Annotated in this window: 18 protein-coding genes, 1 rRNA gene and 2 pseudogenes; 6 read left to right on the forward strand and 15 right to left on the reverse strand. The window is 38.9% G+C overall.

Annotation, left to right across the window (positions count from 1 at the left end; translation table 11 throughout):
- The first annotated feature begins 175 nt into the window (after window positions 1-175).
- Both CA598_RS05795 and CA598_RS05800 read left to right on the forward strand, forming a co-directional pair.
- Window positions 176-934, forward strand: a complete 759-nt coding sequence (locus tag CA598_RS05795; protein ID WP_256989722.1) for a response regulator transcription factor — start codon at window positions 176-178, stop codon at window positions 932-934.
- Entirely contained in the window at window positions 921-2,324 is a 1,404-nt protein-coding gene (locus CA598_RS05800; protein WP_094869060.1) for a sensor histidine kinase, read from the forward strand. Before CA598_RS05795 ends, CA598_RS05800 begins: the two co-directional genes overlap by 14 nt.
- A gap of 12 nt (window positions 2,325-2,336) precedes the next feature.
- Here CA598_RS05800 and asnB read toward each other — a convergent pair whose 3' ends face one another.
- From asnB to CA598_RS05820, 4 genes are all read right to left on the reverse strand, one after another.
- On the reverse strand, window positions 2,337-4,205 hold the full coding sequence (gene asnB / locus CA598_RS05805; protein WP_094869059.1) for an asparagine synthase (glutamine-hydrolyzing): 1,869 nt from the start codon (window positions 4,203-4,205) through the stop codon (window positions 2,337-2,339).
- Window positions 4,206-4,393: 188 nt separating this feature from the next.
- Window positions 4,394-5,713 (reverse strand): D-alanyl-D-alanine carboxypeptidase family protein, encoded by a 1,320-nt coding sequence (locus tag CA598_RS05810; protein ID WP_094869058.1) that lies wholly within the window; start codon window positions 5,711-5,713, stop codon window positions 4,394-4,396.
- A gap of 21 nt (window positions 5,714-5,734) precedes the next feature.
- The gene (locus CA598_RS05815) at window positions 5,735-6,787 is read right to left on the reverse strand and encodes a C39 family peptidase (protein WP_256989721.1); all 1,053 of its coding nucleotides are present in this window, start codon (window positions 6,785-6,787) and stop codon (window positions 5,735-5,737) included.
- 203 nt (window positions 6,788-6,990) lie between these two features.
- Window positions 6,991-8,994 (reverse strand): peptidoglycan D,D-transpeptidase FtsI family protein, encoded by a 2,004-nt coding sequence (locus tag CA598_RS05820; protein ID WP_094875816.1) that lies wholly within the window; start codon window positions 8,992-8,994, stop codon window positions 6,991-6,993.
- A 441-nt stretch (window positions 8,995-9,435) separates the two neighbouring features.
- Between CA598_RS05820 and CA598_RS05825 the strand changes: the two are divergent.
- Window positions 9,436-10,062: pseudogene (locus CA598_RS05825) on the forward strand (hemolysin family protein); the annotation flags it as partial.
- A gap of 355 nt (window positions 10,063-10,417) precedes the next feature.
- Here the strand turns inward: CA598_RS05825 and rrf are convergent.
- The 8 genes from rrf to CA598_RS05860 form a co-directional block, all read right to left on the reverse strand.
- Window positions 10,418-10,530 (reverse strand): 5S ribosomal RNA (gene rrf, locus CA598_RS33550).
- Window positions 10,531-10,850: 320 nt separating this feature from the next.
- A complete protein-coding gene (locus tag CA598_RS05830; protein WP_094875818.1) occupies window positions 10,851-12,539 on the reverse strand; it encodes a UvrD-helicase domain-containing protein in 1,689 nt (562 codons plus the stop codon).
- Entirely contained in the window at window positions 12,524-14,611 is a 2,088-nt protein-coding gene (locus CA598_RS05835) for an ATP-dependent nuclease (protein ID WP_094873092.1), read from the reverse strand. Before CA598_RS05835 ends, CA598_RS05830 begins: the two co-directional genes overlap by 16 nt.
- 1,092 nt (window positions 14,612-15,703) lie before the next feature.
- Window positions 15,704-16,855, reverse strand: coding sequence for a tyrosine-type recombinase/integrase (locus CA598_RS05840; RefSeq protein WP_179281707.1), 1,152 nt, complete (start codon window positions 16,853-16,855; stop codon window positions 15,704-15,706).
- A 342-nt stretch (window positions 16,856-17,197) separates the two neighbouring features.
- Window positions 17,198-18,676 (reverse strand): TniQ family protein, encoded by a 1,479-nt coding sequence (locus CA598_RS05845; protein WP_094873095.1) that lies wholly within the window; start codon window positions 18,674-18,676, stop codon window positions 17,198-17,200.
- Between the two features lie 14 nt (window positions 18,677-18,690).
- Window positions 18,691-19,653 (reverse strand): AAA family ATPase, encoded by a 963-nt coding sequence (locus tag CA598_RS05850; RefSeq protein ID WP_094873097.1) that lies wholly within the window; start codon window positions 19,651-19,653, stop codon window positions 18,691-18,693.
- 34 nt (window positions 19,654-19,687) lie between these two features.
- Window positions 19,688-21,667, reverse strand: coding sequence for a hypothetical protein (locus CA598_RS05855; protein WP_094873098.1), 1,980 nt, complete (start codon window positions 21,665-21,667; stop codon window positions 19,688-19,690).
- Window positions 21,654-22,328 carry a TnsA endonuclease N-terminal domain-containing protein gene (locus CA598_RS05860; RefSeq protein WP_094873100.1) on the reverse strand — a complete coding sequence of 225 codons (675 nt, stop codon included), beginning with the start codon at window positions 22,326-22,328 and terminating at the stop codon, window positions 21,654-21,656. Before CA598_RS05860 ends, CA598_RS05855 begins: the two co-directional genes overlap by 14 nt.
- 147 nt (window positions 22,329-22,475) lie before the next feature.
- On the opposite strand from CA598_RS05860, the gene CA598_RS05865 reads away from it, so the two are divergent.
- Window positions 22,476-22,694 (forward strand): helix-turn-helix domain-containing protein, encoded by a 219-nt coding sequence (locus CA598_RS05865; RefSeq protein ID WP_094873101.1) that lies wholly within the window; start codon window positions 22,476-22,478, stop codon window positions 22,692-22,694.
- Here the strand turns inward: CA598_RS05865 and CA598_RS05870 are convergent.
- On the reverse strand, window positions 22,689-23,012 hold the full coding sequence (locus CA598_RS05870) for a hypothetical protein (RefSeq protein ID WP_094873103.1): 324 nt from the start codon (window positions 23,010-23,012) through the stop codon (window positions 22,689-22,691). The two genes, CA598_RS05865 and CA598_RS05870, sit on opposite strands and share 6 nt — an antisense overlap.
- Before the next feature lie 215 nt (window positions 23,013-23,227).
- Here CA598_RS05870 and CA598_RS05875 point away from each other — a divergent pair, with 215 nt between their 5' ends.
- Complete coding sequence (locus CA598_RS05875; RefSeq protein ID WP_094873104.1) at window positions 23,228-23,569, forward strand: helix-turn-helix domain-containing protein; 342 nt, start codon at window positions 23,228-23,230, stop codon at window positions 23,567-23,569.
- A 106-nt stretch (window positions 23,570-23,675) separates the two neighbouring features.
- Window positions 23,676-24,509 carry a non-homologous end joining protein Ku gene (ku, locus tag CA598_RS05880; protein WP_179281708.1) on the forward strand — a complete coding sequence of 278 codons (834 nt, stop codon included), beginning with the start codon at window positions 23,676-23,678 and terminating at the stop codon, window positions 24,507-24,509.
- A gap of 212 nt (window positions 24,510-24,721) precedes the next feature.
- Here the strand turns inward: ku and CA598_RS33555 are convergent, their stop codons facing one another.
- Together CA598_RS33555 and CA598_RS32695 are read right to left on the reverse strand one after the other, a co-directional pair.
- The gene (locus tag CA598_RS33555; RefSeq protein WP_280788238.1) at window positions 24,722-25,024 is read right to left on the reverse strand and encodes a hypothetical protein; all 303 of its coding nucleotides are present in this window, start codon (window positions 25,022-25,024) and stop codon (window positions 24,722-24,724) included.
- Between the two features lie 236 nt (window positions 25,025-25,260).
- A pseudogene (locus CA598_RS32695) lies at window positions 25,261-25,444 on the reverse strand (putative iron-sulfur cluster-binding metallochaperone); the annotation flags it as partial.

A 25,444-nucleotide genomic window follows, 5' to 3' on the forward strand; every position in this document is an offset into this window, starting at 1 on the left:
AAAAAACTAACCCCCCGGGGGGGTTGTTGTCAAGAGAAATTCTTTCAAAAGGTGATGTGGTACAATATTTAGATTATTTGTGCTTCTAAAAAAACTAAATATGATGATTACAAGGATTATCTTCACAAATTCTTCGAAAATGCAGGGTACACTAGAAACAAAGGAGGTTCAAGCCGTGTCCGTATTTATCCGCAAAAATCATAAAAAAATACTAATTATCGACGATGAAGCTCCTATGCGTGAGCTACTGCAGCTTTATCTGCATGCTGAAGGTTATTCCACCGAATCCGCAGCCGGCGGTAAAGAAGCATTGTCACGAATTACTGTAGCAGATTTCGATCTGGTGATCCTGGACCTCATGATGCCGATTATGGATGGGTTTGATGTATGCAAGGCAATCCGCCAAATTTCAACCGTTCCTATTATCATGCTAACCGCCCGCGAAGAGACGGTAGATAAAGTCGTCGGCCTGAAAATCGGTGCCGATGATTATTTAACCAAGCCCTTTGAGCATCAAGAGCTTATCGCCCGTATGGAATCTATTTTCCGCAGACAGGAATTTGTACAGCAGCAGAATCACATGATAGTCAAGCCTGTACAGTCAATCTCCACTTTACCCGCCAAATCAGAGTTAACCTTCCGTGATCTGAAGATGAATTTGAAGACTCACCAGGTGTTCTATCAAGACATGGAGATTGCTTTGACCCCAAAGGAATACTCGATCCTAAAGCTGTTTCTGAGCCATAAAGAACGAATCTTTCAGCGGGAAGATATCCTCGAGCTGCTGTGGAAGACGAGATCCATCAACGACGATCGGACCGTCGATACGCACATCAAAAATTTAAGGGAGAAGCTATCTCAGGCCGGAATCCCCGGGCATGACGTCATCAAGACCATCTGGGGTACGGGATATATTTGTAATGAGAAAAATTAAATTAAATAGCATTCCTCTGAAACTTGGCTCTGTACTTGTCATAATGTTTATGGTACTGCTCTTTTGCATTGAAAGTGTGCTCTATATGTTATTTATCCGCTTCTACACAGATGATGTGCTGAACGAACAGATCCACCGAAATCAAAGTTATGCTGCTGTGTTAAGTGAGCATTTTGATATGACGACAATTAACCATGTGCTGCTCACAGAAAGCAAGACGGACAATCTCCTGCTGATACTGGACCGGGATAACGCTTTACTGGGCTCTTCGGAGGGGACTGCCTCTCTCCCCCCTGAGTACTTGCAAGGAATCATCATCCATGGCACGAGTGCTGATTTTCATGGCCCGGTGTTAAACTCTGATTGGAAGAATGAGCCTAACTTTGTGACCGAAGCAGACATTGTTTCCAGTGGAGAGACGATTGGCAGAGTCTTTATGTTCAGTCCTACCGTCCCCATTCAAACAGCGATTAAGACATTAAACAATACATTTATAGGCGTCGCTGCAGTTGTGCTTGTCCTATCGGCATTGATTATCCTTCTGGTATCCCGGAAGCTGGTGCAGCCGTTGCTGAGAATGATCAAAATAACAAAACGGATTTCTGAAGGCATCTATGATTGGAAACTGGAGCCTCGTGGTTCTGATGAAATTGCACAATTATCCCATGCTATTAATCGGATGTCCTCTAATATTCAACACTATGAACAGCAGCGAAGACAATTTTTAGCAGATATCTCCCATGAGCTTCGCACACCGCTAACGTATATGAAAGGCTACTCAGAGGTGTTGAAGAATGGATTGGTACAGAACCAGGAGGATCAGGAGCGGTACTTACAGCTTCTCTACACCCAGAGTATTCAGTTACAAAGACTCGTTCAGGACTTATTCGAACTAGCAAACATGGAACAAGGATCATTTAAACTGGTTATTGATCGAACGTCCGTAGACAAAGTCATGCAAAATGCTTTGGAACTTATGTCGGATTCCATACAACAGCATGGAATAGAACTTGATTATCAGCCCTCCTCATCACCTGTCTATGTAAAGGGAGATGAACGGCGCCTTCAGCAAGTCGTGATTAACTTGCTTGAAAATGCGCGAAAGTATACCCCTTCCGGCGGGCGAATCACGGTTTCTACTAGCACCAGTAATGGTCAGGCTGTTATTATGGTCAAGGATACAGGCATCGGAATTCCTGCGGATGAACTACCACATATTTGGCAACGCCTTTATCGTGTTGAAAAATCAAGATCGCGAACGACCGGTGGTACAGGACTGGGTCTGGCTATCTCACGAGAAATTGTAATGCTGCATCAGGGACAAATTACTGTGGATAGCACAGAAGGATCAGGGACCACTTTTAAGGTGCTCATCCCGCTTATTTCGTGAAACGGACCTCTTTTAGTGCAGAGCAGGTACAGTCGTTGGAGCAGTAATATACATCTGATGCCATAAGATGAACACCAAAATTGTCCATAGCTTGCGGCTGGCATCCACTTTGCCTGCCCGATGATCTTCGAGCATACCCAACGCTTGTTTTGTAGTTATCCATGGAATATCATCAGCAGAGCCGATAACCTCTTTAGCCCAAGGGTACCATTCATTTTTGAGCCAAATGCGGATGGGAACCGGAAAGCCTAGTTTCTTACGGCTCTGCACATCCGGAGGTACGAAATCCTTCATTGCTTCCCGTAGAAGCAGCTTGGTAGTTGTTTTATTCACTTTGTATTTGCTTGGGATACGGGATGCGAGATCAAAAACCCGAGGATCCACAAAGGGAACCCGAAGCTCAATAGAATGTGCCATCGACATCTTATCTGCTTTCATTAAGATATTTCCCCGCAGCCAGGTATGAATATCAATATGCTGCATCTTAGTAATGTCGTCATAATGAGCAGCAGCTTCATATAGCGGCAAGGTCACTTCTTGTGCACGCTGGAAAGTTCTTGCTAGATTATCGGGCATTATTGCTCCCTTTTCAGCATCGTGGAATATTTTTGCATTACCATAGAAGCGTTCCTGCAGCTCCAAACTTCCCCTCTCTAAAAAGCTCTTTCCTTTCATTCCTGCCGGCATTCCCTTCGAAATTGCACCGGCAAGCTTTCGCATTGCGGCTGGCATATAGTTAAACATTCTAAGGGATAACGGCTCCCGGTAGATATTGTAGCCGCCGAAAAATTCGTCTGCTCCTTCGCCGGAAAAAACCACTTTGACATACCTGCTGGCCAGCTCGGAAACAAAGTAAATACCCGCCGCTGAAGGATCGGCAACCGGTTCATCCATATGCCAAATCATACGCGGAAGCGCCTCAAGGTAGCTTTGAGCGCTTACCGATACTTCATAATGTTCTGTACCCAGATGCGCTGCCGTCTTACGGGCAAGCTCCAGTTCACTATATCCAGGAACATCAAAACCTACGGAGAAGGTTCGGGTAGGCTCCAGACGCTGGAGCATCCCCACCAAGCTGCTGGAGTCAATACCTCCTGACAGAAAGGCACCTCTGGGCACATCGCTGTTCCGGTGAATCTGAACAGAATCCATCAGCACAGCGCGCGTCTCCTCTACCAACTCCGGAAAAGTAACAATATCCTCTGCATAAAATGATGCCTTGAAATAAGGTTTTATGAATATTTGATCTTGCTTAATAACAAGCATATTTCCAGCCATCAACTTATTAATGCCTTTAAACATAGTGGCCGGTTCCGGAACGTACTGAAAGGTCAGATAATGGGAGAAGGCTTGCCCATCCACTTCTCTGTCGATCTTACCTGATGCCAGGAGGGATTTGATTTCTGAGGAAATCATGAACCCACTGGGTGTTTCAGAATAATAAATAGGTTTGATTCCGAAAGGGTCACGGGCTACCAGCAACATTTGCTGTCTCTGATCCCAGATGACCAGTCCAAACATTCCTCGCAGCCGCTTGACGAAGTGTTCACCCTCGGCTTCATACAGCCTGAGAATAACCTCGGTATCGCTCTCTGTATGAAAGTGATGTCCCTCTCTCTGTAGTGATTCACGCAGCTCCCGGTAGTTGTAAATTTCTCCGTTAAAAATAAGGGATATTTCGCCCGGTTCATTGTGCATCGGCTGTGCGCCGTGCTCCAGGTCAAGGATGCTTAGTCTTCGAAAACCAAGACCTACGTGCCCATTTAAATGAATACCGGAGTCGTTAGGCCCGCGGTGATTGATGATTTCTATCATCTGCCTGAGCATCTGGGCTTGTACAGGCACTTGATTTCGATTATATACAGCGGTAATTCCACACATAAATTAGCACTCCTTAACTTGTTATCTCTTCTTTATTTTAGGGAGTGTATTTGAACAAACCGTGATGGTTTGATTACATTTGTGCTTACGATTCTCCACAATTTCTTCACGGACGGGACATAAAAAAAAGAGGATCTCCAGCACCACGTAATGAGAGCTGAAATCCTCTTATTGAATACAACACCGATTTAGAATAAATTCATTAAAGAATCCTTTAGGTTATTGAAGAAATTTCCGATTGAACGGAGTATCAAAGTGAACCAGCTTGCTTTATCCACTTGGTTTTTAGACAACAAATTCATCTCTGACTTGATCTCTTGACCTGTTTCATCTATATACGTAATTGTTGCTTTCCCAAGAACTGTTCCATCTGGAATAGGAGCTGTTCTTACAATTTCATCTACGAATTCGGCAGTTATTGTTAATTTAGGGTTTGTTCCTTTAATGGTCATCAGAGTTAGGTCCTCCTCTGTCTCCAGACCTACTTCTTTTTCCTTGGCTTTAAATACTTTTACGGTTTCTAACCCTTCCAGAACCGTTCTCTCTGCAAGAATCGTCTTTCGTTCGAACTGGCCAAATCCATAATCGAGCAGTTTCCGAGTCTGAACAAAACGCATGGACTCAGAAGCTGTTCCCATGACAACGCTAATTAGCCGCATACCATTCCGCTCGGCGGTGCCCGTAAAACAATAACCCGCTTGATCTGTGTAACCTGTCTTCATACCGTCCAGACCCTCGTAAGCATAGTTTTTAAGTGAGGTTATGGAAGAATTCCCCTCCAGCATCCAGTTGTAGTTAATGATCGGCTGGGCATCACGTGCCTTGAACTGGTATGAAGGAAGGCTGGAGATTTCGAAAAAATCGGGATGCTCGCGCTGTATGGCCAATGCCAGATAGGCGGCATCACGTGCGGACATCACGGTCTCACCTTCAATTTCTGTGGGACGGTATTCTTCGCTCATATCCCCCCTGCCTAAACCGGTGGCATTAATAAAGTGGGCATTGGTTAACTGAAGTTCTTTTGCAGTAACGTTCATTCTCATGGCGAAGGCTTCTTCACTGCCGGCAATATGTTCAGCCAGTGCGATTGACGCATCATTAGCCGACCCCACTGCCTTTGCCGTAAACAATTCTCTAACGGTATGTGTATCGCCTTCCGCTAGAAACACCTTGGATCCCACAGTATCCTGGGCTCTTTTTGAAACGGCCACCTGATCCTCCCAGTTTAACCGTCCGCCCTTGATTTCGGAAAGCACGATGTACTCCGTCATCATCTTAGACATGCTGGCTGGCGGATAGGCGATATCTGCGTTCGCCTGGTATAAGATCTGTCCTGTCTCTACTTCAAGAAGGATGGCCGATTTGGCCTGTAGCGATAGACTTCGGACAGGTGCGGGTGTATGGGCGTTAGCTGATACAACGGCGTAGGGTCCTGTGTAAAAGGCTGCCCATAAGCTGACAAACACTAGAGCTGGGATCACGTATGTTTTAATTTTTGAGGTTAACACTTGATGTACACTCCTTTAGTCTCAATTCGAATAAGTAATGGCTTGTCTGCCCATTTGCTCCCATGCTTCACGAAACGAGTTGATCTTCACTTTACGGTTAATCACTTCGGTCAAAGGGTCATTGAAGTAAATGTAGCGTTCATCATAGCCCGTTAGGAGCACGGAATGCTCTTTGTAGGTAATCTTGATTGGACCACTTGGGGTATCCCACTCTTCAAACATCTCAATAGGCAACGAAGTGAAATAAGTATTGGCTATAACCCACACAGGCTTCCCTTGAGTGAGAGTAACCAGCATATCGTCAAAGCTGCTGCCAGTCATATCAATGATCTGCCCAGGCAAATACATCTCAGCCAGATCTTTAATCGGCCCGTGGTAGACGCCGTATCCCGGATTATCATAGGAGTACATATCGCCGACAAAGCCATCGTAAGGATTGCCAAATGTAACTGAACCATTAATCTTGGAATACGGTGTCGGATCTTTGCGAATTTGTTTTGCAAGTATCATTTTATCCGCCTCGATTCCAGCATGTTTTAGTAGCATCGCAAGACTCGTCACCTCACAACCCCGCGGCAGCTCCGGCATTTGGTTAACTAGTACGGCATCAAGGGGCTGGACCTGAGCCGGCAATGGTTGTAGGGTCCATATTGTCTTTTCACTGCTGACATGGTACACACGAGTTCCCAGATTACCTCTGGCGAACTGTACAGCCTCTGCGTATTCTGAAAAATCAGCCACAAGTATTTCACTCTGGTATACCAAATACGGACGGTAATTGTTCCACAGTAAAGCATTAGATCCCTTTTCTCGGACTGATGCTAATCGAGTGGATTCAGCATAATTAATAGCTTCTCCTAGCGTAGTATAGCTGTTTACAAATGTAGACCCGCTATACACAGCAAAAGTGTTGTCTGCTTCTTTCTCTAATTCATTCACATATGAAGATTCGCTTTGCGGCATAACAAGCTCTTTGGGTTGAAGCAAACGTTCAGTTACGATAACTGCGATTAAGACGATTAACACTAACATGAAATGCTGTAACCAAGCCTTGTTCTTATTTTGTTTTGGCAATCAAAACCACCTATCTTTGCAGTGTAATGAGCGTACATCTCTAAGGGTAACGATGGACTTTGTAGATATTGTGAAGGAATTATTACAACATCTTTTCCGGGGGGAGCCCGAGTGATTTTTAGTAATAAAAAAACCGCGATTTACGCGGTTTTCATAAAGAGTCTGCATTTGTGTTCTTATCTTGAGGTCTTTCAGATCACTGGTCAACTTTGTGGCGACATAGTTAATCCGAACACCGCATCATAAGCATCAAAAATTTTCCGTGCAATGGGAGCTGCACTTTGTGAACCGTAACCACCTTCAGGAACGACAACAGCAACTACAAGCTTCGGATTTTCTCTTGGTGCAAAGGCGATGAAAACTCCGTTCTCCACATTTATAGCTTGACCATTCTTATAAATCGTTTGTTGGGATGTTCCGGTCTTTCTGGCGAAATCATAAGGAAACCCTTGAAATGCGCTGTCTACATTCGTAGCCATTCCACGGTGAATCGTTTGCCATAACTCATCTTCGTACGAAACCTCGTTTAAGATTTTCGGCTCAATGGTTTGAATGACACTTCCGTTAGTATCTCGGATTTCTTTAACGAGATGAGGCTCCATTCGTTTACCTTTGTTGGCAAGCATCACTGTATATTGTGCAAGTTGCAACGCTGTATATTTACCCTGCTGCCCGAACGAAGCGAAAGCCATACTTGAAAGCTGAGATTGGTTTTTCTGGTTATATTCAATTCGTCCTCTAAACTCTCGCGGCAAATCTACCCCGGTTTCCACTCCTAGACCGAATTCTTTCATATATTTATCCCAGACTTCCACTGACTGATCTGCGTATTTCCTCCACAATTGTTCGCCAATTAAGTCAACCATAAATGCATTGGATGAATTCTTAATTGCAGTTACAGGAGTCAACAAGCCAAAAGCTTTGCCTCCCGAATTACGGACTCTTGAATTATCCCTACCGAATTCAGCATATCCTTGATCCATATACGTAGTACCTGGTGTGATTAAGCCTTCATTAAGTCCGATTAGAACACTGAGCGGTTTTATCGTTGAACCTAGGAGCACAGTGGATTCAGGATGCTGTCCTGAATCATTTGGTGGAAAAGACTCCACTGTTCCATTGCGATAAATATACTTGATCTTCTCATAATCCCAAGGGGCATTAGGATCATAATCTGGCATACTTGCCATAGCGATTATGTTTCCGGTTTCCACCTCCATGGCAACTGCATAGCCCGTCTTCGCGTTGGGGTGGAGCTTCCCGGATACGGGCGTTCGCTGCAACCATTGCAACTGATCTATGATAGCTTGTTCAGTCTTCATTTGAACTGTTTTATTAAGAGTGGAGACGAGATCGTATCCTTTGATCGGCGGTTGTGTAACAGGCAGCGAACCCTCTTCCGGCAAATTAACGGCATTAATAGCAATTTGCTTAAAACCATTTTTTCCGCGCAGCAAATCCTGATACTGCATTTCCAGTCCTGATACGCCTACATCTTCGAGTTCAGAGTAGATCAGTCCAGGATCCGTTTGTTCGGCATTCAATCTATCGAGTTCTTTATACTTGACAGTGGTCTTTGATGTTTTGAAGGATTTCAGATATCCGATCGCCTGAACGGCTATTGTATCCGGGTCGTATTTTCTGATCGTCTCTTCTACGACTGACACACCGGGATATTCCATTTTATTCTCCATAAAATAAGCTACTTCTTGATTCGAAAGTCCGCTTTTTATGAGTCTGGGAGTATAGCCAAGGGCCTGTTTATACTCTAAGTCCATAGCTTCGATAATTTGTTCTACACTATAATCAGCGGTGTTTATATTTTTTAACTGCTGGAAGACTTTACTCAGTTTCTCTGCTAACTCCAAAATCTCTTTTCGATTAGGGTTTGGTGACCCTCCGCTCTGTTCACTATAGTTCTTAAATAAAGTAATATACAAGGAGTACGAGGGTTCAGAATAAGCCAGCTTCGTTTGCCCAGTAGAATCATATATCGTCCCACGAACAGGGAGTAAAGGAGCCGTCCTTGTTACACTGATATTCTCTTGCTCAGCCATTACAGGTCCTTCCACAAATTGTAGAACTGTCAATTGAATGAGTAGAATTGAAAAGATTATGAATACGCCAAAAAAGAAAATATTAATACGTAGATGCAGATGATTCTTGGGATTTGAATTTTTCTTTATGCTGAAATTAAACTTTGTCATCACATTTCCTCACTATAGTATAGAGTTTCATGAAGCTTAGGTGAGGTCAGGACAGCTCTTAAAGTCCATAGTAAAACTATCTTTCCACCTCCTTAGTTGGCCTAAATAACTAACCTCTATTTACAATAGTAGGAGATGGATTTGAAGATCTTGTGAAGAAAGTATTACAACATCTTTTCTTGGGGGAATAAGAGAAGAGTGAGAGATCACCCGACTTACCAAACCATGACGTACAACTGGATGGTTTAAGTGCTTTTATGTTATACTCCTTCGTATATATTTCGAGGGGGGGCTGAACAATAATGGGAAGGCGATTTTGCAAATGGATTGTGCTCCTGAATTGATCCGCCTCAGACGGTACTTTTGTTAAACCCATTAGCGGATTAAGAAGTGTAATCTGACTACAATTTGGAGGTGAGTCCCTCTTTGAGATGGGAAGGATTGGACTTAATAACGATCATGAATTTATTTATTCTTGCAGTGTTAATTGTATTGACAGCTTTTTTTGTAGCATCGGAATTTGCTGCCGTTAAAATCCGAATGTCACGGATAGAACAATTGATTGATGAAGGAAATAAAAAGGCTATTATTGCTAAAAAAGTCGTCGGTGATCTGGATTATTATCTATCCGCGTGTCAGCTCGGGATTACAGTTACAGCTCTAGGACTTGGAGCTATTGGCAAGCCCACAGTAGAACGTATTTTGTATCCGGTTTTCGATTTATTTAATTTATCCGAAGCGAGCGCTTCCGTAGCGTCCTATGCGATTGCATTTATTTTTGTTACCTTTCTACATGTGGTTGTCGGGGAGATGGCGCCGAAGACGCTTGCCATCCAGTTCGCCGAGAAGCTGACGCTGCTTCTCTCACCTCCGCTGTATTGGTTCGGCAAAATCATGCATCCTTTTATTGTGGCGTTGAATGGAACATCGCGGGTAATTCTTCGTCTGTTTGGAGTCAAACCTGTCGGGCATGAAGAGCATTACTCGGAAGAAGAAGTGCGGATCATTATGGCCCAAAGTTTCGAAGGCGGTGAGCTGAATGAAACTAAGCTGGAATATCAAAACCACTTCCTTAATCTTATCTCTTCTTCTGGCTCCCACAATCGTAGAAACAAAACCACCGTAGCTCCCACAGACTAGATAAATTCTACTCTCACTTTCAAAGGTCAATTTCTTTAAGGTAACAATGACAGCCTCTAAATTCTCTGCCTCTGTCATAACAGACTGAAAAAAAACGACTAAACTTTCTAAATACTTTATCACATCCTATTTTGCTTAATATCAAATCGGCAAAGAGACCAATTTCTTGTCTTCAGACACTTTCTAGGTTTTATAGTAGATGACAACATTATGATTTGTACTTTTCACCTTACTTCGAACATTAAAACAAAAAAGCATCACCTTAAGGAGATGCTTTAGATTAGCTTGGCGTCGATCTAGTCTCAAGTCCTTTCGCCAAGTACCACCGGCGGTGGAAGGCTAAAAAGGTCGTGTTCGGGATGGGTACGCGTGGAACCCCTCTGCTATGCCACCAAACATGCGTCTGTGAAACAGACCTGTCGCTAGAAATTGGGTTCATCACGGATGTTTAAATGAATTTCGGTGTGTACAGGCGTAATCACCTGAAAACTGAATCCTAAACAAATCTGTGTTTTATTTTTTGGATAAGCCATAGTGCGATTAGTATTGGTTGCTCCATGCATTGCCGCACTTCCACCTCCAAGCTATCTACCTCGTCGGTCTTCAAGGGGTCTTACCTGCTCGTAAGGAGTGACTCACGCTTAGAATGGTATGCTTATGAGGGTTAACTACGGTCCGATCGCTAGACAACAATTTGTAAATGCATTTACTAAGACTTATGTTAGAGGATGGATTTTGCAAAGTTTGCTTAGTTTTTTTGTAGCATTTAGAGACAAACTTGGTACACAAAAAAACAGATTAGACTTTGCTCTGCTTGCAGCCACATAATAAACTCGGTGGTCTTCTTTTGAAATCACATCAGGATTTAAAAGAAATCCCAATTCTCTCTTTTCTGAGTAATTTTGCTTATGCGGAAGAATATTCACTAATACATTCTCAAATTCATTTCCCTTTGCCTGATGTATGGTTCGATCTTTACCAACAATGTCTTGGCTTGATATTAATAAAGCGAGTTCTGAATACTTCTTATTTTTATAGAACTCCTCTATTTTTGTTGGAATTTCCCTTTTGGAAATAACAGGTATATTGATGCTTAGAGTCAAAATTTTCTCATATAGTTTTTGGATTGGTTGATCATTAAATTTGCTATAGTCAGTTAATAATTGCTGGATGATCTCCAATCCTTTTCTTTCATTGATTATTTGATTGGAAATCTTATTTATCTCCTGAATTGCTTTTTTAAAGTTGGAAAGGCGTGCATATTCTATTGCTTTAATAATGGGAACTATGATTTTTCTTCGTTCATTAGAGCTATCATTATTGGTGAAAATAGATTCGAGTGTTTCGGATCTGATATTGTCCGTATAATCTATCTTATCTCTTATAGAATTAGCCCTTTTATTAGAAAAAGAGAGTGTATAAAGTTCTTCTTCACTATTGAGATTGAGTGAATCTTCAATATATTTTACTGCGTTCAAGGGGTGCCCGATAAGAATAGTCGGCAAATTCCCTTGTTTATTATTAGGGCTTTTTTGAAAAATATTAGGTCGAATTGAATTTAACAAATCTATGATCTGTACTGTACTTCTATGGTTGTCTTCCATCTTGTAGTTTACATTGTTTTCTAGATTGAATTCCTCAAATTGTATAATATCAGAACCTTGAAAACTGTAAATTGATTGAGCTGAATCTCCAATAACTCCAATAATCGTTTCTTTTTCTGCAATCAGTTTTATGATTTTTGTTTGTATAGGAGATGTGTCTTGAAACTCATCAATAAAAATATATGGGAATTTAGAACGAATGACTCTTAAAACATCTGGATTTAAAATCATTATTTCCCATGATAGGGCTAGAATGTCTTCATAATGAAGGATTCCCTTTTCCCAAAACATCTGTTTGTATCTATACAGGTTTTCGTGCATGTCTGCTTTTCTGCCTTTGATGTGAAGCTTACAAACATTATCATTATCAATAAACCAAAAGGATTCCTTTGTTACTTCAACGTTAGATAGTCTGTATCTATATTCCAATCCACTTTGTTTAAAAAAACCTGATATTAAGTGTTCACTAGGTCCCTTAACTTTATGAATATTAATATTATGTTTCTTACTAACTAAAGATAAGAATGGCTTTACTACATGCAGAAATAAAAAACTATGAATAGTACATACTTCGACGTGATCATGCCCATTAGGGAGTCTTTTTAAAATAGTTTCTACGCCAGTATTAGTATAGGTAATACATGCTATTTTTTTATTTCGACCTAGTCGCTGAGATTGATGCAGTATATTCTGAATATGGTTTATTAGAAATCTTGTTTTACCAGCCCCGGGCCCTGCTACGACTTTAAAGTGAGTTTCAATTGGAATTGTAGAGTCGGCAGATATTAATTCGAAATCCATACGATCGCATCCTTTATGTATTGAGGAACTTGAAAAGGTATCTTATTAGCACTTTCTAAATTTTGATTCATATTGTATGCCAGTTCATAAGCATTCTCCCCCTTACTGACAGAGCTAAGGTATCTGGCAGCGAGAACATGTTCTTTTTTCTGAGTCCCAGTATTTTTATCAATACCATCGGTAATTCGTGCACGTAATCCTCCTCTTTTTCCTAGCCTTTCTAGAATAGACTCAAATGGTTTTTCAGTATTAAATAAATTAAATAAATCGACGAGTTCTTTATAATTTGTCATGTTTTTATTTAGAATTAAAGAACAACCAGGATTCTCAAAACATAAAGAATATTCGAAGGTTTTCCCTTGATCGATTTGCTGGGAAAAACAACGGATGTTATAAGGTTGAACTTGATATACTAACGAATTAGTACAAGAGGAGTATCTATATTTATCTGGATCTGTATACAATTCAAAAGGGAAGCATTTGGTATCATCATCCAAATTACTTTTATCCAAATCATCACTAAAACTTGTTGATATGTTTTTGAGTTCTATTCTCACAGGGTCTAAATCTGTAATACAAGCTACCTTTTTATGTAGAGTGAATTTTTGGTTTGTATCAAAAAGCTTGAGAAAGTGATCGAAATATCTTCCATTAACATTTATTACAGCTACGTGATCACCTTCTAAATCATGGCCAATATATTTAGCAAATATAGACATTGTTAATTGTTCTGCTAGTCCCTCAACAAAAATCACTGATTTTGCAAACAACATATCAGATTTAGTTGTATCCAAGAATCTTTCTATGTAAGCTTTACCTTTGGGATCGTTCTCAAAAATTCTTCCCAAATAGGCAATATTCAGTTGGTTTTTATCAGTTCGATGGAAGCACATTATTTCATCTAAAGAAACCGCTGAAGTTATGTTTGGTGAATGTGTTGTTATAATAATCTGTCTTGCTTTACTTTTACCATTTTCCCTAAGAAACTTTAAAAATTTATATTGCATTGCTGGATGTAAATGAGCTTCAGGTTCTTCAATTACTAAAATAGGAAATGTCTTAGCGTTACTTCCCAAATAATCACCGGAAGCATCTTTTTGCATCTTAGCAAGTAGCAAGGACATATAAATCAGATTATTATAACCCAAACCATTGTGAGTGGCAGGTATTGTTATTCCAGTTTCGTATTTCACAATTAATCTAAGAGCTGAATAAAGTTCAGAATCTAAAATATTCCCATCAAAATCAGGCACAGCATTACCAAAAGAAGCTCCTGTATCCTTGGCGTAACTTAACATCTCGATTTTTCCATGTTCCATTCGATCTTGTAGGGTTTTAATTAGAGCAGCTGCATTAACAGAAAAGTCTTTTTTTAATTTTTCGATTTCTTCTTGTTGTGTTTTCTTATCTTTATTTTTTTGGTCATTATTTTTTATTCCATAATCCATAAAAAAATCAATAACATCTCTTAATAGAGTGTTTTTTCCAGTAAATAAATCACGTTCAACATCACGAATTGCGTCTATGAACTGAAAATCAATTTTATTTAATGATTCTGTGTCAGCGAGTTGCTTTAGTAAAATATCCCCGCCGTATACATTAGACTTATACTTCCTTAAAAACTTATGTTTTATAAGGAGCCAGTAGTCTTCTATGTTTATCGAGCTTTCAGATTTCATCGCATTAATATATTCTTCTTCTTCTTTTTCTGGTAAATAAAAAGAGTAAGTCAACTTTGCTTGATAAGGCTCTTTTAACTCGATAAGCCAGTTCGCTACTGTGACTAAATCTTCTGAAAATTCATCTTCATTTTTGGATTCGGTAAATATCACTGAAATTGTTACTCTGGGGGAGTTTTTCTTAAGATCATCAACTGTGACTTCCTTGTTAAAATCATCCACACAGAGCCTTTTAGGTGAATTCACACTAAGAACTAGTTCTAAGGCTTTAAGTAAATTTGATTTGCCAGAATTGTTATGGCCTATAATTACATTCATACCCTCGTTAAAGTTTATAGATGTACTACTCTTAAAGTTTCGGAAGTTCTCGATAGAAATACTCGAAATATACATACTCATTCTCCTAATTATAAGATGATATTATGTTAAAAATTTATTCTATGTAGTAATGTAGGTGGAACAAAATCATTGATCCTCTATATCCAAATTCGTAAATGTAAATAATGTCCCATCTGTTAGCTTTCTATATTGCTGGTATTTCAGAATAAAACTACTTTAGATGTAGTTGATACTCCTAGATCTTTGTTTGGATCTATTAATCATTTCATGTTAGTTCCCTCTGATAGCATCTTCCATACTCAAACATTCTTCATTAAGGAAGAATATACCTCCTTTTTGTCGAACTTTAGTCCCATAAGGGAGGATCTTTATGTAGTTATAACAACAAAACATCGTCAGCAAAGTCTGACGATGTTTTTAGCGTGTCGAATTTCCACTATTTTTATCGAATGTAAATAAATGTTGTTGTAATATCAGAGTTTATAAAAATAAAGTACTAGTCTGGGGATGTCGATGGATTCAAAATTATGCAATATATAGTAGAATTACTAAAACAATAGTTGATTTAAGAGGAATCCCATTCACCTTCCCTTGGCAAGTGAGTGAAAAAAAATAACGACAGCAATAGCCAAATTAGCAATGCCGCCGTAGTTAATCACTTTTCTTTTATAGCGATACTAAGCAGTCCTTCATATATTATAAAAAATACAAATGTATTGTCTTGATTGCATTCTCGCCGGTCTACTTCGGTCCACATTATTAATCATACGTATACTCAATCATCGAAACCACTATAAAATAAATTATCAAATTACTGAAATAAAGAGTAAATCAACATCATTTAAAAGAAGTGCACTATAAAATTAGAGTTATGAATGTTCCATCTACAATAACAGAATCTTCACAAAGAGTATTTAAATCCTATTCCAAGTGAAAAACTTTATTCGCCCCTCCGATCGAGTAGGGAAATTTGTGTCATTACTCCTAACAAGTAGGTGGTTTTGTGTCATTCTCTAATCGAGTAGGGAAATTTGTGTCACAAATTTTCGACACAAAGTTCCCTACCAAATACCAAAAAAAACCGTGAAATCAAGGTTTATATGGTAGGGTAATTTGTGTCAGTCTACAGTTGAAGATCAGTCTTTCTTAGCTTTGCATTTCTTTTTGAATTTTCCTTGCATAGATCATTGGCATTTCTGAGGTGACATTTGAAATCATCTGATGAACTTGAGCCATATTTAATCCTGCTTTCATCAATTTCAAACCGAAACGATGTTTGAAGCCATTGGCTGTAAAATGAAAAACATTTCCAGACTCGTCTGTGATATTTGCTCTTTCTGCAAATCTATCTAGACTCCTTAAAAAGGATAGTTGTAGAATTTGTTTTCCAACTCCCTTATTCCCTTTATAACGTATAAATAATAATTTATTAGGGTGATCTTTTCCCAGTAATTCTTTTACTTTATTCCTATATGTTTTCATTAACTCTGCGAGATCCTTTTGAATAGGTACCATTGGAAATTCATATCTGGAGTTTTTTCTACCAGACCGTACCCAGTATTGATCATTAATTTCTATCAAACAATCTTGATTCGAGTTTAAGATGTCAATTAAACGGAATCCAGATGCTTCCATTAATAAAAGGATAGTTGCATACTGATCATCAAGAAGGTCAAGGTTTGCCAAAATCTGTTCCCAAACATAATCGGACACATGCTTATAATCCTCATCATTCTTCGGTTTAAGTTTTGGGCGATCTTCTTGATAAATCAATTTTCTGATTGGTACCCCTGGTGCTTCTACCCACTCATATCGTTGCAGATAATAAAGGAAATTCTCTAATCCACCAATCATACGCCAAATGAAATAATCAGTGGGCTTCTTTACTCTATAATTTGAGGATTTGTTTCCTTTCATTGGTGAGTTTTTGAGACTTTCAAAGTATTCACAAATATCATTTCGTGTAAGAGACTTAAGATCTACCCAGTGTGGATTTTTTAGCACAATGAATTTTATGAAGGGAACTAACGTCATAACCTCACTTCGAGCAGTAGAGAACTTTATTGAATCTTGAACAAACAAGCGATGCTGTATATATTTTTTGATAAGCTCTCTAAATGTAATATCTATTTTCTCAAAAGTCAGAAAGTATTCTGCTCTTGTCGTATTAAAAGGTATCCCAAGATTACGAACATCCCAACGATCTTTTGCTATTTCTTCGCGATATATCTCCATATTGGCTTCGTCTTTATTATGACCATATCGATTCATTGATGCCAGGATTTTATTTTTTTTCATCAGGATTCTCCTTTGTATGTAACTCACTATAATTTTAGTTTCGCCACATACTGAACCACGTATACTTGCATTTTGCCTATTAATCGTCAAAACCATCATGATTTCCACCTGTTGCCCTGACTCTCGAGATTTTTCGTCAAACGTTGGATTTCCCAAACAAATTCTAAAAATGAATGACATTCATCAATATATTCTCCAAGCTTGTCACATTTTGAATCGTAATTAATCAAACAAACTCCATAAAAGTTCGATAATATCCATGGCTATTCGGTATTTGAGATAACGATTGTTCTCATATCCGTGAACCTCCTTCAATTCTTAGAAGTCATCATTGATACCTCACTATAATTTTAGTTTCGCCACATACTGGTCCACATATATTTGCATTCTTTTCTTTGCTTCCTGGTTTTCGAATGACATCATTGAAACAGCTAAAGGAATATAAGAACGCATTCTAATCTCTCTTTTATTCAAACGATTACATTCATTTTTATCATATTCTTGGTGATCTTGTCCAATTTGACGATTGCTTCCTGGAATGAAACGAATGATGATTTGTTCCTGATAGTCTCTTTCAATAGCAAACGCAAAGTTCATACCTTCCTGAATTATTTTTTTCAAAGCTTCTCCCCTAGGAACTCGTATATTACTAGAACCCTCTTCTGCGAAGTTAAACCAATTGATAAAGAGTTGACTATACAAATATGCTGAAGCTTTATTAATAATCCATTTCAGAGGTTTGGTATCAGTTATCATCTCACGGGCGAGAGTATCCTTAGCTGCTATATATAGTTGCTTTAATTCTTCTTTATACAAGGGGGAAATTGCGTTAAAGTCATTTTTTTCTCTCCCTGTATTATTCAGTCCTTTTAAATGTCCATAAAAATAAGGTGACCCAAGAATCGATTGTCTCCAGAATATATAGGAATAAGCAGAAGGACAAATAGACGGGAAATCTGCCCCCTCTTCTTTTAAAAGTAACTGCAAACGCCTTATACAAAGTTTATGTAGGCAGAGTGATTTTTGGATTTTTTTATCAATTGCTTTAAAAATAAATCGATTCTCTATGAAAATTTCCTCGAAAAGAACTGACTCATCCATTATATTTCCAACTTGCTTCATATTACTAATTATAAATTCTTCTGCGAACTCTTTCTTTTTTAGGTTGTTTAAAACGTCGAAATCAATATGACTTGGGATATAAATTATTGGATCATTATTTATATCTCGATCAGTTTTGTTGATCCAATCGTATACACGATGATCATTAATAGTTAAGTTCTTAATCCATTGGTCCCAGTGTAGATTTGAATATTTGTGGCCGCACTTACAAGTAAAAGCTTTGTCCATAACAGTATCACTCAATAAAAAAGGTATCTTTACTTTACAAACGGGACATTCCTCAGCAAGCTTTACACTATGTATAGGACAGTTCTTAAACAAAGTAAACTGATGTAACAGGCTATGATAACCATGATTTAGGCAACTAGGGCACCATCGTAAATGTGGAGCAAACCAAGTTTGACTATTCCCTAAGTTTGGTCCAAGTGGACGAAGCAGTTCGTTCATTGTATGGTTCGTATGTGTATGTAAATTCACATTTAGGTACTTTTCTAATATCTTCTCATCAAAGCCCTTTAGCGTTAACAAATCTCTGTAATGGTTTCCAACATGCATATTCTTGATTGATTTTACTTCATCATTTCCAACAACCTTAAGAATGGTATATCTATTGATGACATTAGCATAACTAAATTTTTCGAAAATGGACCAAGCCGATTCGTATGGCCTGATCCATTCCTTCCTCCATATAGCAACCATATCGTTCCTCCCTCCTATGCCAATGCCATAAACACTTCGGATTCTATATATCCCGAATTATTTATTGCCTCTTTCCAGTGGTTAGTTGTCAACCATTCAACTTCTCTTCCTGTTGCTCCATTAAGCTTTAGTGCATTCTCTATGGAAAATATAAAATACTCCATAGGAATCTCCATTTTTTTGGATAAACCATGTTCCTTACGAATATCTTTAAAAATGTCAAAAACCTCTTTAGCACATTGTTTCAGTCGATATCCTTTACTAAATGCTTCAGGAAAAAAATAGCGAGTGTAGGTGTACCCGCTATTTTCTGGGTATTCCGATACTTCGTCGTAGCACATTAGGCAATGCTCAACTTCTTTCAAAGTGCGTATGCCAAAAAACTCATGCTCATTTGTCATAAATCGCCCAATGATTTGAGATTTTTTTGTTTCAAGGAAATATGTTCTTCGATCTATCAGCTCAGACTGACCAACACATATAACCGTCATACTGATTTTTTCACTATCCAAATCATTATAGATATCAATTAGCCAGTTATATTGAAGTTCAGTCAATCTTTGAGCTTCATCAATAACAAGCATAACCCTCCGAAGTTTTGATCTCTCTCCTTGCTCCAACATTAAATTAACAATTTGTTGTCGCATAGCGGTCGGACTTCGTTTCGCAGGGAATGAGAACTTAAAATCACTAAGGATGTCTCCAAAAAACTTTTCTTCAGTCGGTACTCGATAACTTTTGCACCTTGTTCTCAATATAGGAAAGTTCTCTCCTATCTGCGTTGGCAGATAATTTAATGCAAACTCAACAGATTTCGTTTTACCAATTCGTGGCCTTCCGTAGACAATCATTCCTGGTAAACGATTCATCACAACTCTTGTCAATCTTTCCATTAACCGTTTTACCTCCATAGTAGGAAGGATGTATCCGCCCATTTCAACTGGATGTGTACCCAGAGGCAGTTTTGGTCTTTCCATTTTTAGGCCTCCTAAAAATTGAAATGTAAGTAGGTTATTTAGAATTAATGGTCTTGTAATTTGCAAGAAACTCTTCCATCTTACCGGATTGTTGATCTTGGTTATCTCTTACGGTTTTTCTTGCTTTGTCCAGTGCTTCATTCACTTTAACTGCATGTTGTAATGCTGCATCCCGTTCTGAGACACCGTCCATAAAAGGAAAGGAATCTTTGATTACCTCTTCAAGTTGGGTTACCTTGTTGGCACTCTTCTTATTACCGCTCTTGGCTAAATTCATATTGTAACTGTAGTAAACAAAAATCGGATCATCCCACTGTGTAAGATGAATTAATCGGCGTATTACCAAGCGATTGATCGCCTTTCTAGTCTGTAAGGTGTGAGGTGAAATGGACCATTTCCCCGCTGCAGTAAGATATCCGATTTCACTACCATCAGAATGAAAAGCACGAATGGTACGAAGATCATCGACATTTACATGAAGGGAAATTTCTGAACCTATCAAGTGAGCGCTCTGTGAAAGACGATCACTTCGATATTCCACACCCTCAAATTGAATGTAAGGTCTCTTCCCTGATTTTAAGGAACCTCTTACCGTTCTTTTTATTGTGGTTTGAAGAAACAATAACCCGCTGCGGTTATTTTCATCAAGCTGTCGTGGAATCATTCCGTTCGCAAGCCGTTTACCTAATAACTCCAATGGCGATTGATGGTATATGCCACCATGAGGCGTTCCATTGTAATTAGAAATCAGTACATCGACCAGTTCTTTCAAATGTTCAAAGGTGATGTGATACTTTATCGCCATTTTCTCTGGATCGGTTCTTCTTGGATCTTTAGGATGACTTCCGCTAGTATTTGGTAGTCGATGAATCCCTGATTCCTCTAAGGTTTGAAAGAATCGTTCGATAATACCTCTTCTCATAGGTAAATCCACAGGACCTAGATTGGTTGTACATCCGAGCAATTGCCGTAATCGATCTTTTACTAAGCTAGCTAAATGAGACTTGGCATTATCAAAACAAATCACATCAAACACAGCCCATTGGGCCTCAGGGAAAATTTCAGATGGATATCCTCCATCACCATTATAGGTAAGGCCATCAATAGTGAGTTGTGGACGTACATGGGGCATAATGGCATCTCGAATGCACATCATAACATCACTCGCACTATATTCTTTATTTAAAGAAATGTATTTCCCTAGGACATTTCGTGTCGCGACATCAATTATCGTTAAAATCCAGAATCGTTCCAGGATTAATACAACAGTCTCCCCTTCAGGTGTCACTAACTCAACCGAGAAAACACCATCAATTCGATGTGCATCAAATTGAACTTGTTGATAAGGAGTACGGGTAATTGGATGATTTTGTTCCCCTCTACCACTATTTCTGGCTTTTTGTTCAGCATCATGACCATATCTCGAAGCTGCCTTACCAAAGTAATCTTGCCCCAATCGACGGAGGTAACGATATAGTGCACGGCTCCCTAGACGGTCTGTATTAAATGGATATTGACTTAATGGAATCATTTTCTCTTTGCATGCCTCTACAAATTTTTTGTGAATATGTAAGGGCTTCATAGCCGGTTCGAGTGACCTTCTTTTCCGGCCAAGGTACAAATCGTCGATCAATTCCTTAATATCAGGATATTTTTCAAGCAACAACTTAAATTCACCAGATTTTCGAGACGAATTTTGTTTTCGATCCATCATGTTTAAAGCATAGTTCTTTGTAGTTTTGTTTGGTATTAATGCTCGGAAACCCCAAGCTTCACCATTTGGGTCACGAGAGATACATCTAGTGATTATGCGACGTAAATTTCGAGGACTGACTTTCGTGATTTCATAAATCTTCATCTGGCTTGCTTCTCTTTTGAAATACAGCATTACAGCCTCTTTACGCTGTTGATAAATTAATAGATCATCTGCTTCCAAGGACGATTCATCGACTGTAGGCCAAAATTCAGGATTAATCTGATCAGTAAGAAGACCTTCCTTTTCAATCATTCGCATCGGTTTCAGCCCTCCATATCTCCGTACTCAAGCTCCAAAGTTGGTCATTAATATTCGTGAGAGTTTTACCTGTATAGGTTAACCAGTAACATGCAGCCATGACGTCGCCTAAGTTGTATTTCCCATTCATGTGCTCATGTAGAGAACCGATTGTTTGCTTAAACCTGGAGATATTTTTTAAAATATCTTCCGTTTTTTCTTTTGAATGTTGAGCTTTAACAGCTGAGAGCATCTTTAGTCGGTTTTCTAAACCTATTGGATGAACACGGATTATCTTATCAGTCATCAGTTTATGAGCTACACCTTCCTGTTCACACCATTCTTTCTGTGCCTGGATTTGTCGCATATTCCGTGTGTAATTAGGATGTGTAGGAACTAATTCATTTTCATATTTAACTTCAGTATATTCTTCCTCACCATTCGTATATTTGATCCACATATCAAAGATTGAAGTGTGTAACTTTCCATCGATTACAAAACTTATTTCTTTATGTTGTTCACAATAAATTTCTACCAGAGGATTAGTCTCCACTAGTAACCAATGATCAAACTCTAGGTCACTATAGAGAATGACTTCCCGCATCTCTACTTTAGGACCTTCAGAATTCCAATAATTATTACCGTATCTTTTGTTCCGAGGCACAGTTATAGGCACTCTCATATTTAACCCCCTTCTACGTTATTCTGAATATCCTTATTCCCTATAGTTTGGATTCCAAACCCACCACATAAATGTTTTTAGAAATATACTAATTAATTCTCTCTTTGGAAATACTATAGTTAGTAGATTAAGAGAGGAGTTAAAATAATGAATGAAGACTATTGGTACAAAATAATTGGGGGCAATATTCGTTCAAGTCGGGTGACACGTGGCATCACACAAAAAGATCTTGGTTTAAAACTTAATATTTCTAGACCATCAATTGCCAATATCGAGGCTGGGCGACAAAGAATTCAAGTCCACTTTTTATTTCAACTTGCAGAAGCATTAGACACTTCGATTCAAGACTTAATCAACATTTCATAATTTCTTTTTTGACTCTTTCAATCTCTTTTTCAAAGAATTAATCGCATCATGATATAGTTGTTTCATCTCAGGGTTAACATTCCTTGAGGGTTCAATAATGTTTGCATAGGTTATTGAATCAATGTCAAACAACATAATTTCTGTCAAGTCACAAGGGTTGAAAAAAATCGGTATTTCCCACTGACCCTCTATTTGAGCGGTTTTAAACCAATGGAATTTTAACATTGTAGCGTTGGTATAAATCTTCCCGTTAAACTCTAATCCATTCTTCGAGACAGTGGCTAGTCCCAATATAATTGTTAAATTCAATTTACTCATCACCCTCACCTCTTTTGCATTTTACCCATTGCTCTCCAAAACATCAGCTTGAAAGGAATGGTCTTCATTTTCCCTATCTAGTTGATGTACTCAATAATCACTATAACCATTTAACATAAAATAATACGTATACATATCATTTTAATATTATGATATGTATATATACGTGTATCCCATCAGCTCCATTGTTTACACTTACATATAGAGGTGTAATCATGGAAACTTCAATAATCCAGAAAATTGGACAACGAATCCGAGATATTCGAAAGCAAAAAGGATTGTCGCAAGAGCAACTTGCTGAGAAGGCTGGCTTTCACTTTTCATATATTGGTGGAGTTGAAAGAGCTGAAAAAAACATAACATTAGTAAATTTACTGAAAATCGCCGATGCTCTTGAAGTTCAGATTATTGATTTGTTCGTATATACTAAACATCAAAGGTCCGTTTTAAATGAGAAGGACGCTTTGTTAAATCAATTAATGGACACGCTAGTATCTTTGAAAAAGAGTGATCTACGGAAGGTTCATGTATTGCTAAATGAATTTTTCGAAAAATGAACGATATCAATAAAACAAATAAACCGCAATCCTATAAATGGAGAAGCGGTTTATTTGTTTAATTAATGGGAATGACTTTTTACTAGCAACTTTAGGAGGTGCTCCCATGCATACGATATGGAAAGGTGCTATCAGTTTTGGATTAGTTCACATACCGGTTAAATTATATGCTGCCACGGAGGAGAAAGAGATTGCTCTTCATCTTCTCCACAAAAGCTGCCATGGCACAATCAAAAACCAGCGTTATTGCCCCACATGTCAAAGCTCAGTTGAACCGGAAGATCTAATTAAAGGCTATCCACTTGATACAAATCAATATGTAACATTCGAAAAAAATGAGCTAGATCAAATTCAAGAAGATGCTAGCAAGCAGATACGGATTATTGATTTTGTGAAGGAAGAACAAGTGGATTTAATGTTTACTCAGAAGGTTTATTTTCTTGGACCTGATAATCACGGGAGTAATGCATACTATTTACTTCTTAAGGCCCTTGAGGCATCGAAAAGACTGGCGATCGCCAAATTCACGCTTCGTTCTAGCACAAAATTATGTATACTGAAACCTATTGATGGAACTTGTATTCAATTGGCCACCATGTACTACGCGAATGAAATTAGACCATCTGAGAATGTTCCCAACATCCCCAACAACATTTCAGTCGATCCCAATCAGTTGAAGTTAGCCTTACAGATCGTTAAGGGCATGTCAGGGACTTCAGATTTAGCTTCTTATACCAATCCGGAGCAAGAAAGATTACTGGCCGCTATCCAGTCTAAAATTGCCGGCCAAAACATTGTTTTGAAGCCCGTTCAAGAAACTAATGTTGTCGTTGATCTATTAGAAGCGCTTCAAGAAAGCGTTAAAATGAACAAAGGAAAGAAAAAGGTAGCATCAACTAAGGAAAGTGGACGCGGTACCCCTAAAGAAAAGTTAGGATAGCGACTACAAACTAAAAAATACAAATAGCTAAGAACTTGCCTAGATCGCGATGTTCTTAGCTATTTACATGTCTTCCTTGTTCCTCGGGAACATTGGAGAAAGTGAATAAATGTTGCTTCATTAATCTTCCCTTTTTGTATAAGAGGGTAGCTCTTTCACTAAGCATGAAAAGAAGGCAAATCGCTTCCTATGCGTCATTTACCTGTAATAAACTATCTCCACTTCCATCTCGTAAGCCCAAACTTCGTATTCATTCGTTGATTGATGGATTTATCTCCATCCGATGTATGGGTTAAGAAGGTGGGAAATGAGTTAGGAAAGCTGTAGCCGAAGTCTCCATTGGTCAAATCATGATCGTCAAACCAGGAGAGAAAATTCCATTGGATGGCGAAGTCGTTTCCAGGGATTCCAGTGTGAACCAAGCCCCCCATTACTGGAAAATCCTTGCCCGTGAAAAAGCGACCGAGCGGATTCCCTTCCGTTAAGGGTTCATGTTTTATCAAAAGCGATAACATGCAAAGCTCCAGCAATCTCTAGGAATGCTCCACCTTTGATTAGAATCATTGCGGGCTGCGTTGCTAATGGGCATGAGCGGTGTTCAATCGGCTCGCGTTATCTACAGCACAGCTGTCCAATGACACAATGTTGCCTACATAAATGACACAAAGTTACCTACATTGTTATCAATTACATCAGAATATCGTCTTCCTTCTCTTTTCGTAAGAATTGTTGCTGAATAGATGACAAGCGACTAACTCTTGTCAAGGCTCCGAATGAATGTAGTGACATTGCCCAAACAACAGGCTCCTTGGGGATTATTGACCTCACATCCACAACGATTAGCTTGAACTTGTTCTCGTATATGGTCAATTGGATGCTGATTTTCCTGAACAGCTTGTATTAAGCGTTCTCTTGTCCATCCAAAGCAGTAGCAA

This window comes from Paenibacillus sp. VTT E-133291 (assembly GCF_002264395.1).
GTDB classification, from domain to species: Bacteria; Bacillota; Bacilli; order Paenibacillales; family Paenibacillaceae; genus Paenibacillus_AQ; species Paenibacillus_AQ nitricinens.